The organism is Gordonia gummivorans, from assembly GCF_022513585.1.
GTDB lineage: Bacteria > Actinomycetota > Actinomycetes > Mycobacteriales > Mycobacteriaceae > Gordonia.
In genome coordinates, this window is sequence record NZ_JAKWBF010000018.1 from 25,281 (window position 1) to 37,023 (window position 11,743).

General features: G+C 67.7%; 12 protein-coding genes and 1 pseudogene. 5 read left to right on the forward strand and 8 right to left on the reverse strand.

Features of this window, described 5'->3' with window-relative positions; genetic code table 11:
* Positions 1–7: 7 nt before the first annotated feature.
* Genes MKW15_RS14240 through MKW15_RS14250 form a run of 3 tightly spaced genes read right to left on the reverse strand, consistent with a single transcriptional unit; the run spans position 8 to position 2,126 of the window.
* The gene (locus tag MKW15_RS14240) at positions 8–1,234 is read right to left on the reverse strand and encodes an O-succinylhomoserine sulfhydrylase (protein WP_223372596.1); all 1,227 of its coding nucleotides are present in this window, start codon (positions 1,232–1,234) and stop codon (positions 8–10) included.
* Positions 1,219–1,632, reverse strand: a complete 414-nt coding sequence (locus MKW15_RS14245; protein WP_012835705.1) for a rhodanese-like domain-containing protein — start codon at positions 1,630–1,632, stop codon at positions 1,219–1,221. Before MKW15_RS14245 ends, MKW15_RS14240 begins: the two co-directional genes overlap by 16 nt.
* On the reverse strand, positions 1,629–2,126 hold the full coding sequence (locus tag MKW15_RS14250) for an Rv0361 family membrane protein (RefSeq protein ID WP_240859305.1): 498 nt from the start codon (positions 2,124–2,126) through the stop codon (positions 1,629–1,631). The genes MKW15_RS14245 and MKW15_RS14250 overlap by 4 nt, the downstream gene beginning before the upstream one ends.
* An 85-nt stretch (positions 2,127–2,211) precedes the next feature.
* Here MKW15_RS14250 and MKW15_RS14255 point away from each other — a divergent pair, with 85 nt between their 5' ends.
* Together MKW15_RS14255 and MKW15_RS14260 are read left to right on the forward strand one after the other, a co-directional pair.
* Positions 2,212–3,231 carry an ABC transporter substrate-binding protein gene (locus MKW15_RS14255; protein WP_240859306.1) on the forward strand — a complete coding sequence of 340 codons (1,020 nt, stop codon included), beginning with the start codon at positions 2,212–2,214 and terminating at the stop codon, positions 3,229–3,231.
* 138 nt (positions 3,232–3,369) lie between these two features.
* Positions 3,370–4,767: an FAD-dependent oxidoreductase gene (locus tag MKW15_RS14260; RefSeq protein WP_240859307.1), complete on the forward strand. Its 1,398-nt coding sequence runs from the start codon at positions 3,370–3,372 to the stop codon at positions 4,765–4,767.
* 122 nt (positions 4,768–4,889) lie between these two features.
* Here the strand turns inward: MKW15_RS14260 and MKW15_RS14265 are convergent, their stop codons facing one another.
* On the reverse strand, positions 4,890–5,339 hold the full coding sequence (locus MKW15_RS14265) for a hypothetical protein (protein WP_240859308.1): 450 nt from the start codon (positions 5,337–5,339) through the stop codon (positions 4,890–4,892).
* 220 nt (positions 5,340–5,559) lie between these two features.
* Here MKW15_RS14265 and MKW15_RS14270 point away from each other — a divergent pair, with 220 nt between their 5' ends.
* Genes MKW15_RS14270 through MKW15_RS14280 form a run of 3 tightly spaced genes read left to right on the forward strand, consistent with a single transcriptional unit; the run spans position 5,560 to position 8,494 of the window.
* Positions 5,560–6,564: a FecCD family ABC transporter permease gene (locus MKW15_RS14270; RefSeq protein WP_240859482.1), complete on the forward strand. Its 1,005-nt coding sequence runs from the start codon at positions 5,560–5,562 to the stop codon at positions 6,562–6,564.
* Positions 6,561–7,649 carry a FecCD family ABC transporter permease gene (locus tag MKW15_RS14275; protein WP_240859309.1) on the forward strand — a complete coding sequence of 363 codons (1,089 nt, stop codon included), beginning with the start codon at positions 6,561–6,563 and terminating at the stop codon, positions 7,647–7,649. Before MKW15_RS14270 ends, MKW15_RS14275 begins: the two co-directional genes overlap by 4 nt.
* Positions 7,646–8,494 carry an ABC transporter ATP-binding protein gene (locus MKW15_RS14280; protein ID WP_240859312.1) on the forward strand — a complete coding sequence of 283 codons (849 nt, stop codon included), beginning with the start codon at positions 7,646–7,648 and terminating at the stop codon, positions 8,492–8,494. The genes MKW15_RS14275 and MKW15_RS14280 overlap by 4 nt, the downstream gene beginning before the upstream one ends.
* On the opposite strand, the pseudogene MKW15_RS14285 reads toward MKW15_RS14280, so the two are convergent.
* The 4 genes and pseudogenes from MKW15_RS14285 to MKW15_RS14300 form a co-directional block, all read right to left on the reverse strand.
* Positions 8,491–9,045, reverse strand: a pseudogene (locus tag MKW15_RS14285) (YoaK family protein); the annotation flags it as partial. The gene MKW15_RS14280 and the pseudogene MKW15_RS14285 overlap by 4 nt on opposite strands.
* A complete protein-coding gene (locus MKW15_RS14290) occupies positions 9,039–9,518 on the reverse strand; it encodes a DUF456 domain-containing protein (protein WP_240859314.1) in 480 nt (159 codons plus the stop codon). The gene MKW15_RS14290 and the pseudogene MKW15_RS14285, both read right to left, overlap by 7 nt.
* A gap of 7 nt (positions 9,519–9,525) precedes the next feature.
* The gene (purT, locus tag MKW15_RS14295; protein ID WP_240859316.1) at positions 9,526–11,361 is read right to left on the reverse strand and encodes a formate-dependent phosphoribosylglycinamide formyltransferase; all 1,836 of its coding nucleotides are present in this window, start codon (positions 11,359–11,361) and stop codon (positions 9,526–9,528) included.
* A 25-nt stretch (positions 11,362–11,386) separates the two neighbouring features.
* Positions 11,387–11,728, reverse strand: coding sequence for a UBP-type zinc finger domain-containing protein (locus MKW15_RS14300; protein WP_240859318.1), 342 nt, complete (start codon positions 11,726–11,728; stop codon positions 11,387–11,389).
* Between the last annotated feature and the right edge of the window lie 15 nt (positions 11,729–11,743).

Consider the following 11,743-nt stretch of genomic DNA (forward strand, 5'->3'; position numbering starts at 1 on the left):
TCGCGCCTCAACCCAACGCGCGGTCGAGATCCTCGAGCAGATCGTCGGTGCCCTCGAGCCCGACGGACAGCCGCACCACCGAGTCGGTGAGTCCGATCGATGCGCGACCCTCGGGCCCCATCGCGCGGTGGGTCGTGGTGGCCGGGTGGGTGATCAACGACTTGGAATCACCGAGATTGTTGGAGATGTCGATGACGTGCAGTCCGTTGAGTACCTCGAAGGCGCGCTTCTTGCCGTCGACGCCCCCGCGGTCGTTGAGCTCGAAGGTGACCACCGTGCCGCCCGACGACATCTGGGCGGTCGCGAGGTCGTACTGCGGATGTGATTGCAGGAACGGGTATTTCACCCAGCGGACGCGAGTGTCGGATTCCAGGAACTCGGCGATGCGCTGCGCTGAGGCGACCGAGGCGTCCAGGCGAAGCTGCATGGTCTCCAGCCCCTTCACCAGCGTCCAGGCGTTGAACGGGCTCATCGCGGGGCCGGTGTGGCGCATCAGGGTCTGCACCGGGCCGTCGATGTACTCCTTGGTGCCCAGCACCGCGCCGCCCATCACCCGGCCCTGGCCGTCGATGTGTTTGGTCGCCGAGTACACGATGACGTCGGCCCCCAAGTCCAGGCCACGCTGGCCGAGCGGAGTGGCGAAGACGTTGTCCAGCACCACCTTTGCGCCCGCGGCATGGGCGAGCTCGGACACCTTGGCGACGTCGACGAGAACCTGCATCGGGTTCGACGGCGTCTCGAAGAACACCGCGTCGGCCGGGGTGGCCAGCGCGCGCTCCCACTGGTCGAGATCCTCGCCGTCGACGAATTCGGTCTCGATCCCCCACCGCGGCAGGATCTCGTTGCAGACCACGAAGCACGAGCCGAACAGGCTGCGCGCGGCCACCAGGCGGTCGCCGGCCTTCAGCAGCGCGCCGAGCGCCACGAACACCGCCGCCATGCCGCTCGCGGTCGCGAAGCACGCCTCGGCGCCGTCGAGCAGGCGCAAGCGCTCCTGGAACATCTCGACGGTGGGATTTCCGTAGCGCGAGTAGACGAATCGCTCGTCCTCGCCGGTGAAGGCCCGCTCGGCGGCCTCCGCCGAGTCGTACACGTATCCGCTCGTCAGGTACATGGCCTCCGACGTCTCGAAGAAGCCCGACCGCGCGAGCCCGCCCCGAACCGCCAGCGTCTGCGGCGAAACCCCCTCGGGCAGTTCGTAATCGTCGATTCCGTGTGTCACGACTGCCTCCATGGCAAGTTCTCGGCGCGCCAACCCGCACGCCCGCGGTGATCGTTCTCGTCGAGGGCGCCCTCGAAGCCGTCCAGGATGTTGTAGGCAGCCTTCACGCCGTCGGCGGTGGCGGCCTCGGCGGCTCCGATGGACCGGTGACCCGAGCGGCAGATGAAGATGACCTCGTCATCGTCGGAGATCCCGGCATCGCGCAGCTCGGCCACGAACGACTCATTGTGCGAGCCGTCGGGGAAAGTGTTCCATTCGACGAAGATCGTTCTCTTGCCGAGTATTTCGAGGTCGGGAACACCGACGAAGGACCACTCCGCGCGGGTCCGACAGTCCACCAGCACGGCCTTGGGATCGTTCTCCAGCTTCTCCCAGGCCTGTCGCGGGGTCAGATCTCCGGCATAGGTCACGAGGTGCACACCTTCCACTCGCCGTTCTCGCGCACCACGACCGTCGGCACAGTGTGCTTCTGATCGGATGAGTTCTTGAGATGCCAATGTACTTGTGCTTGCGCGCGATCGCCGTCGACGGTCAGGTCGGTGATGTCGATCTGGATCGGGTTGTCGCGCCGGTCGCGGTTCTGCTCGCTGAAGACCTGCTCGGTGATGAACGACGGCGATGCCAGATCCGCCGCGCACGTGTGCTCGCGGTAGGCGGTGTAGTCCGACGCGTTACGCGCGGTGTAGTGGTCGTTGATCGCGTACTGCACACGTGTCGAGTCGGTCACCCGCTCCTCCGCCGGCCGCAGTAGATAGGAGAGCCCCAGCCCGACGACGGCGATCACGATCACGCCGAGCGCGACGAGAAACGGCCACGCGTCTTTCCACGACCGTGGCGCGGCGGGGGTACCGTCCGCATCGTCGCCGGAGCCACGTGCGGGTTTCCGGGTTCCACCTGCTGCCATGGCGCGCAGTCTATCGACCGTCTTCGGCACCTCCCGTCAGTAAGGTGAGCCTTAGAGACATTTGACCCCGACGATGAGGATTCCCATGCGCACCACCCGTCGACCCTCGCGCCCACTGCTGGCACTGCTGGGGGCCGTTGTGATCGCCGGTCTTGTCGCCGCGTGTTCGCCGCCCGACGAAACCGACGAGGTCGGCCCGCAGGTGGCCCCGGAGGCCGGAGCGCTGCCGGTGACCCTGGAGCAGGTGTACGCGCCGGTCACGGTCGAGAACGGCACCGCGAGGATCGCGGCGATGGGTGTCGGCGACGCAGACACGCTGCTCGCGCTGGGGATCAAGCCGACGGCGATCGCCACCTTCGGCGACCCGAAGCAGACCACCTCACCGTGGAACGCCGAACTCATCGGCGACAGCTCACCCACCTACCTGCCGAGCGTGTCCAGCGACTTCGGCACCGCGATCGACACCACGCTGGCCACCGACCCCGGCCTGATCACCGCGATCGGCGCGGACCCGTCGCGCGAGCAGTTCAACAGCCTGCGCAAGGTCGCCCCCACGGTGCTGCGACCCGCGCAGTTCTCCGCCTGGCAGGTCCCGTGGGAGGCGCAGGCAACCCAGGTCGGCAAGGCGGTCGGTCTGCCGATGGCGACGGCGGCCAAGATCGCCGAGACCAACGCGCTGCTGGCCGGGATCCGACGCGATCATCCGCAGTTCGCCGGCAAGACCGCCGTGGTGGTGACCGGGGCGCCCGACGGCACCGTGTCGATCTACAGCGGCGGCGACGGCCGCGGCCAGACCCTCGCCGGTTACGGCTTCACCTTCCCGCCCGCGTTGCAGCCGGCACTCACCAACGGGTTCTACGGATCGCTTCCGGCCGAGCGGCTCGACCTGCTGGATTCCGCCGACTTCGTCGTCGCCGTCGACTGGCAGGGCTCCAATGATCAGCTGCGGCGCAATGCCGCCTTCACCAGCCTCGATGTGGTCCGGTCCGGGCGCGTCGCCTACCTCGATCAAGAGGTCGGGACCGCGATGTCGGTGCCGACGGTCCTGACGATCCCATGGGTCGCCGGCAAGGCACTCGACCCGATCACGGCCGCGGTCCGCTGATCGGAGCAGCGCCAGAAGTGAGGTGAGCCTCACAGGTGATTTTGGTGCCAGGCCGTCAGCGCCTACCGTAGAAGGGATAGGCAGCATCGAGCCTGCACTTCAGACCGATCTATACAGCAGAGTCAGGGAAGCCACTCCATGAGCGACAACAGCCGCCCCTTGCGGGTTGCCATCGTCGGCGCAGGTCCGGCCGGGATCTACGCAGCGGATGCATTGATGAAATCGGACACCGCGAAAGATCGCGGCGTCAGCATCGATCTGTACGAGCGTATGCCGGCCCCGTTCGGGCTGATCCGTTACGGCGTGGCACCCGACCATCCGCGCATCAAGGGCATCATCACCGCGCTGCACAAGGTCCTCGACAAGCCGCAGGTCCGCCTGCTCGGCAACATCGACTACGGCACCGACATCACGCTCGACGAACTCCGCGACCACTACGACGCGATGATCTTCTCGACCGGTGCCACCGACGACCGCGCCCTCGACATCCCCGGCATCGACCTCGACGGCAGCTACGGTGCCGCACAGTTCGTGGCCTGGTACGACGGTCACCCCGACTTCCCGCGCACCTGGCCGCTGGATCAGGAGAAGGTCGCCGTCATCGGCGTCGGCAACGTCGCCCTCGACGTCGCGCGTGTGCTGGCCAAGACCGGCGACGAACTGCTGCCGACGGAGATCCCGGCCAACGTCTACGAGGGCCTCAAGGCCAACAAGGCCATCGAGGTGCATGTGTTCGGCCGACGCGGACCTGCGCAGGCCAAGTTCACGCCGCTCGAACTCAAGGAGCTCGACCACTCGCCCAACATCGAGGTCGTCGTCAGCCCCGAGGACATCGAGTACGACGAGGGTTCTGCCGTCGCACGCCGTGGTTCCAAGATCACCGACCAGGTCGCGACGATCATCGAGAACTACGCGATCCGCGACCCCAAGCAGGGCGCGATCCACAAGCTGTTCCTGCACTTCTTCGAGAATCCCGTCGAGATCCTCGGCGAGGACGGCAAGGTCGTCGGCCTGCGCACCGAGCGCACCCAGCTCGACGGCACCGGCAACGTCAAGCCGACCGGCAAGATGACCGACTGGGACCTCGGCGCGGTCTACCGGGCCGTCGGCTACCTGTCGGACAACCTGCCGCAGATCCCGTTCGACACGCAGGCCGGCGTCATCCCCAACGAGGCCGGACGCGTCTTCGACGAGGGTGCTCAGCTCACCGGCATCTACACCACCGGCTGGGTCAAGCGCGGTCCGGTGGGCCTCATCGGCCACACCAAGGGCGACGCGAACGAGACCGTCGACTGCATCCTCGAAGACATGACCAACGACGCCTTGCTCAACCCGGCCAACCCTTCCGAGGACGCCGTCATCAAGCTGCTCGAGTCCAAGAGCATCCCGTTCACCACCTGGGACGGCTGGTACCGCCTCGACGAGCACGAGCGCGCACTGGGTGCGGCCGAAGGACGCGAACGCGTCAAGGTCGTCGAGCGTGAGGACATGCTTGCCGCATCGGAGCCCGACAAGGTGTCGCGGCCCACGGCCTAGCAAAGCGCAAAAGAGCGGCGACCGGGAATCCATCGGTCGCCGCTCTTTTCTGTTGCGTCGGCGGGTGTTTCGGGTGCGTCCTGCCCGTCACCTCACCAGGCGCATGGCCTGTTCTCGAACTGTCAGATCGTTCGGTCGTTTCGCCAGTACCCGAAGTTGTTGGCCAGGTTCTCGGCCTCCGCGCCGATCGTGTACCCGGAGATCGAGCTCGGGAAGCAACCGGTCCAGCGGGTCTCGATGGGTCGAATCCAGCGGTTGTCCTTCTTGCTCCACTTGGACATCGTCTGTCCGGGCTTGAGCTCCTTGATGTAGACGGATTTGCCGTTGATCTCGTGGAGATTGACGTTGTGCATGGTGCTGCCGCCGATGTTGCGGACGGTCATCCAGCGGTACATGTACCACGCCTTGTTCCACGGCTGCCCCCACTGGCCGAAGTGGCATTCGACGCTGCCGGTGATCTGCAGATCGCCCGGCGTCGCTGCCTGCGATGCCCCCGTGCCTGCGAGAGTCCCGGCCGCCACACCCGCGGCGACCATCGCCGCAGTGGTTGCTCGTTTGAGAGTGGTTCTCATCGACTACCTTCCTCTGTCCCTGCTCTGCATGTCGTTTCATCCGTTGCACTTGGACTATCGACCCGCACTTGGCGAATCGTTACTCACGCCACAGGCAAATCCCAGTCTTCTGTGACGTTTGTTACGCAAGTGAAATTTGTTCGTTCTCGGTTGCATACGCGGATTTCGACGGTTGGTAAGGTGACCCTTCGTGCGCCGAATTGCGGGAATTCCCCTGCTCATGGCCGTATTGGCGGCGCTGCTGTTTTTGTCGGTCGCCGTTGGGACGCGCGTCACACCGATCGGATCGGTGTGGGACAGCTTTTCTGCCGGTGGTGCGCAGATCTGGGACGCCGTGACGCACTTCCGCATGCCTGCGATCGAGCGCAACGACGACCTCGACGACATCGTCTGGGACCTCCGGATTCCGCGCACCCTGCTCGGGCTCGTCGTCGGCCTCGCGATCGGAGCCGCTGGGGCCATCACCCAGGGGCACACGCGCAACCCGATCGCCGACCCCGGCATGCTGGGCGTCAACGCGGGTGCCGCATGCGCCGTCGTCGGGGGTATCTACGTGCTGAACATCCAGAGCCCGATCGCGTTCATGATGTTCGGTCTGATCGGCGCGGTGGTGGCGGCCGCCGCGGTGTTCGGTTTGTCGGCACTGTCCGGTGCCAGCCCGTTGACACTGGTGCTGGCCGGCACCGGGCTGACTGCGATGCTGACCGCCATAACGTCGGCGATCGTGCTGGTCGACTCGAATTCGCTTGATGCGTGGCGCTTCTGGAGCGTCGGCGCCACCGCCGGACGCGGCATGGACGTGTTCTGGGCGAGCCTGCCGTTCATCGTGGTCGGGCTCGTCCTGGCGTTGGCCAGCGGGTTCTTCCTCAACGTGCTGAGCCTCGGCGACGACATGACGCGTGCCCTGGGGTCGCGGGTCGCGGTGATCCGCGGCATCGGCATCCTGGCGATCACCTTGCTCATCGGTGCAGCGACGGCAGCGTGTGGGCCGATCGTGTTCCTCGGTCTTGTGACCCCGCACATCGCACGCGTGTTCACCGGATCCGACTACCGCTGGATCATCCCCTACTCCGCGCTCCTCGGCGCGATCCTGCTGCTCGGCTGCGACATCCTCGGCCGCGTCGTGGCGCGGCCCGCAGAAGTGCAGGTGGGCATCATGCTCGCCTTCGTCGGCGCGCCGTTCCTGATGTACATGGTCCGCAAACAGAAGCTGGCGAGCGTATGACGAAACCGGTCCGGCTCGCGGTCACGCTGCCCACGCCGCGTCGCGTCGAGGCGTCGTGGCTGATCCGACCGCGGATGGTGCTGGTCACCACGGTGCTGGCGGCACTCACCCTGCTGTTGTTCCTCACCAGCATCGGCGTCAGCGACTTCCCGCTCACCCCGATCGACGTGGCTCGCATCCTGCTCGGCGGCGGACGTCGCATCGAGAACGTGATCGTCTTCGACGTGACGCTGCCCCGCGCCCTCGTCGCGCTGCTCGTCGGCTTCGGGCTGGGCATGTGCGGCTCACTCACGCAGCTCATCGCGCAGAATCCCCTCGCGACCCCCGACATCCTGGGCATCACCGCAGGGGCGAGCGCGGCAGCCGTGGCGGCGATCGCCTTCTCCACCAGCTGGGGTGCCTGGTTCGCCGATCTCGGCGTCCCGACGTCGGCGCTGATCGGCGCCCTTGCCACGGCGGTCGCGATGTACCTGCTGGCCTGGCCGGGCCGACGGTCGAATCACGGCATCAGCCCGTTCCGGCTCGTGCTCATCGGTGTCGGCATGACGTGGATGCTGCAGGCACTGACCAGCTTCCTGCTCACCCGCGCCGAGATCAACGACGTCGCCAACGCGCAGGTGTGGCTGGTCGGGTCGGTGTCGGGTGCGACGTGGTCGCAGGTGTGGCCGGTCGCCGGCGGCCTGGCGGTCGGCATCGTCATCGTGGCGCTGCTGTCCCGGCAGATCGACGCACTGTCCCTCGGACCCGACCTCGCTCGCGCACTCGGTGTCCGCACCACCGCGATGTCGACGACCATCCTGCTCGTCGCTGTCGGGGTGACCGCGCTGTCGGTGTCGGCGGCGGGCCCGATCGCCTTTGTCGCGCTGCTCGCCCCACAGATCGCGATGCGCCTGACCGGGACCGCGGTCCCCACTCCGCTCGCCTCGGGGCTGCTGGGCTCGGCTCTGGTGCTCGGCGGTGATCTGCTGTGCCGGATCGGCGTACCCGGGCTGGACGGGCTGCCCGTCGGCATCGTCACCGCCGCACTCGGCGGCCCGTTCCTCATCTACCTGATGGTCACCATGTCCCGAAAGGCCACCACATGAGTCGCCTACGCGCCGAACATCTCTCGGTCGGCTACGACGATCGCGTCGTGATCTCCGACCTCGACCTCGCGATCCCCGACCACCAGATCACCACGCTCATCGGCGCCAACGGCTGCGGGAAGTCGACGTTGCTACGCTGCCTGGCCCGCCTCTTGCCGCCACGGGCGGGGACGGTGTACCTCGACGACGTCGACATCAACCGGGTCCGCCCCAAGCAGGTCGCCCGTACGCTGGGCATCCTGCCGCAGAATCCCGTTGCGCCGGAAGGACTCACGGTTGCCGAGCTGGTCCGCCGCGGTCGGCATCCGCATCAGCGCTGGTACTCCCAGGCGTCGTCGGAGGACGAGGCCGCGGTGTCGCAGGCGATGGAACTGACCAACACCACCGACCTCGCCGATCGCACCCTCGACGCGCTCTCGGGCGGTCAGCGCCAACGGGTGTGGATCGCCCTGACTCTGGCCCAGGGCACCGACCTGCTCCTGCTCGACGAACCGACGACCTACCTCGATCTCGCCCATTCGGTGGACATCCTGGATCTCGTCGCGACCTTGAAGGCCGACCACGGCAAGACCGTCGTCATGGTGCTGCACGACCTCAATCTTGCTGCGCGATACTCGGATTCACTGCTGGTCATGAAGGACGGCGCTATCGCCACCCAAGGAACACCCGACGACGTCATCGACGCCGAACTGCTGGACGACGCCTTCGGGCTGCGTGCTCACGTGATGACCGACCCGGTGTCGGGGGGACCGTTGATCGTTCCGCTCAGCAGCCCCACTGCCAACAGTGCGACGGCCAGCAGCGCCACCGGAATGTACAAGGCCCCCAACGCGATCCATCGGTAGGCGAATCCGCCCGCGACCGCCCCGAGTGCCAGCAGGAACCACATCCCGATACTCGCGAGCCAGGCCCGATGGTTGCGCTCGCCAGGTTCGGCGGTCACCGCGTCGGCGAGTTGTCGGGCGGCGCTCACCAGCGTGCCGGTGACGTAGGTGAGGCCGTGCCGCAGGTGGTCGCGCTCGAACACGGTGTTGATCAGCCCCGCGGCCACCGTCACGATCAGCATCGCGGCGGTGCCGGCCCCGAGCTCGGCCACCACGGCCGCCAGCGCGAGTCCCAGCGTGACCAGTCCCAGCATCGGTACCGGTGAGCGTCGCGTCCGCCGGTTGTACACCGACCCACCCAGGACGCCGCAAAAGAACAGCACGATGAGCGTCATGCAGAGGGCGGCCTCGCTCCACAGCCCCCGACTCGGTGCCGCGCCGAGAACCGTGGTGTTGCCCGACATGAACGAGACGAAGTTGCCGTTGAGAAAGACGAATGCGATCGCGTCGACAAAGCCGGCCACCAGCAGGAGCACGCACGCCACCGGACCGGCGAGCGACGCTCTCACCATGTGAATGCGCCGGCGGTCCAGATTCCGGTCGCGATGAGCGCTGCCACCAACTCGATACCGATCGTCACGGCCGCCGCCTTGCTGGCCGCGATGGTCCCCCGCCAGGCCGCCGCGCCATCGCGGGTGCGGATCAGTTCGGTGGCGGCGGCGCCGATGATGAACCCGACGAACAGTCCGACGAGCGGGATCACGAAGAACCCGACGATGGCGGCGAGACCGCCGACGATGACGGTGATGTTGGGGATACCACCCGAGCGCAGAGTGCGACCAGCGAGGAAGTACTTGACGACCTCGCCGACGGCAAGGACCACGGCCACAATCGCGAAGACCGCCCACGCCGCGCCACCGACGATGATCGCCCAGACCAGGATCGCGCCACCGACGAGCAAGGTGCCGGGCAGCACCGGGATCACGATGCCGACCAGTCCGACGAGGATCACCGCAGCGACGATCAACTCTCCGTAAAGGGGCACGTCGGCGTCAGTCGACCGGGGTTTGCGGCCCGTCGGCCGGTGCAGGCTCCCGGGCGTCCCTGCCCTCCTTGCCGCTGCTGTCCTTGCTCAGCCCGACGGGTGCAGCCGGACGAGGCGGCGGGCCCGGTGGCCGGGGTGGTCCCGGACGTGACCCGGGCGGCGATCCTTGCGGAGCCGATCCGCGCGCGGGCGGCGGACCGGGCGGACGAGCCCCCGGCGGCGGTCCGGGTGGACGAGCCCCCGGCGGCGGTCCGGGTGGACGAGCTCCCGGCGGCGGGCCGGGCACGCGAACTCCCGGCGGCGGGCCGGGCTGGCCGGCACCGGGCGGTGGTCCTCCCGCGGGACGCGGCGGTGGGTTCAGGTTCGGGGGGCTCGGGTTCTGGGCGGTCGGCTTCGGGGGGTTCGGCTTCGGGGGTTGCGGCACTCGGCGCTGCGCAGGCCGACCCGCGACCGGCGACACGATCGACGCCGCGCGGACCGCACGTTCGCGAGCCGTCGCCACATCGTCGGCGGTGGCCGTGACCACGCCCATCCGCCTGCGGTGGAAACTCTCCGGCTTGCCGAAGAGCCGGATGTCGGTCTCGGGCACGGTGAGTGCCACGGCGACGTTCTCGTAGCCGATCGCCGGCTGGTCGAGTTGGCCGTAGATCACCGCGGAGGCGCCTGGCGAGGCGAGCGTGACGTCGACCGGCAAGCCGAGGATCGCGCGTGCGTGCATCTCGAACTCGGACAGACGCTGCGTCGCCATCGTCACCAGGCCGGTGTCGTGGGGGCGCGGACTTACTTCCGAGAAGTAGACGTCGTCGCCCTTGACGAACAGTTCGACACCGAAAATCCCACGGCCACCGAGCTTTCCGTCACCCAGGCCGGTGGCGATGCGGGCGGCGATCGACGTCGCCGCGGCCTGCGCGTCGGCGCTCATATCGTGCGGCTGCCAGCTCTCGACGTAGTCGCCGTTGATCTGCCGGTGTCCGATCGGCGCGCAGAACGCGGTGGTGAGGCGACCGGTCTTCGGGTCGACGCAGCGGACCGTCAGCAGCGTGATCTCGTAGTCGAACTCGATGAAACCTTCGACGATGACGCGCTCGCTGCGCACCCGGCCGCCGGTGGCCGCGGTCTCCCACGCTGCCGCCAGATCGCCGGGCGTCTTCACCACCGACTGCCCCTTGCCCGACGACGACATCACCGGCTTGACCACGCACGGGTACCCGATCTGTTCGGCCGCGACCCGCAGTTCGTCGAGCGTGTCGGCGAACAGATAGGGCGACGTCGGCAGCCCGAGTTTCTCGTCGGCAAGCCGTCGGATGCCTTCGCGGTTCATCGTCGCGACCACGGCCGACGCGGTGGGGATGACCTCGGTGAGTCCGCGTTCGGCGGCGCTGGCCAGGGCGTCGGTGGCGATCGCCTCGATCTCCGGGACGACGTAGGCGGGCTTGTGCTTGTCGATCAGCGCGAGCACCGCGTCCGGGTCGGTCATGTCGATGACCTCGGCGTGATGTGCGACCTGGTGGCCCGGCGCGTCGGCGTACCGGTCGACGGCGACAACCTCGACACCAAGTCGCTGGAAGGCGATGACCAGCTCTTTGCCGAGTTCGCCGGCACCGAGGACCATCACCTTGGTCGCCGTCGGGCTCAGTGGTGTGCCGATGACGTCGGGCGGACCGACGCGGCTCTCCGGCTCACCCGAGTCCTCGACGGGCTTGGGGGCGTCCGCTGCCGGCGTGGCCTGTTCCGCAGCCGGCTTGACCAGGTTTGGCGCGGGCGGCTCGGCGGGGTGTGCGGTCGGCTCGACCCAGCCTTCGCCATGCGCGTCCGGTACGACGCTGTCGCTGTTCGACGTCATCCTCAAATCCTACGTTCCCCGTCTGTCATCCCATCACCTCATGGATGTAGCACCAGCGCCACGCCTCGCCGGGCTCTGCCGAACGCATGACCGGATGCCCGGTCGCCTCGAAATGCCCGGTCGCGTGACGGCGGGGGCTGGAGTCGCAGCAACCCACATGTCCGCAAGTCAAGCACATACGCAGGTGCGCCCAATGATCCTCGCCGAGCGCGACGCAGCCTTCGCACACCCGAGAGTCTCCGGTCCGGGGCGCCGGGTCGGTGCCCGCGTCGACTCCGATCTCGCCGAGCTCCGGACACCGTGCCGCCGAGGCAGTGCCGGAGTCCGCTCCCGAACGGCTGGGTCGTTGCCTTCCGAAAATACGCATGGCCGCCATTATCCC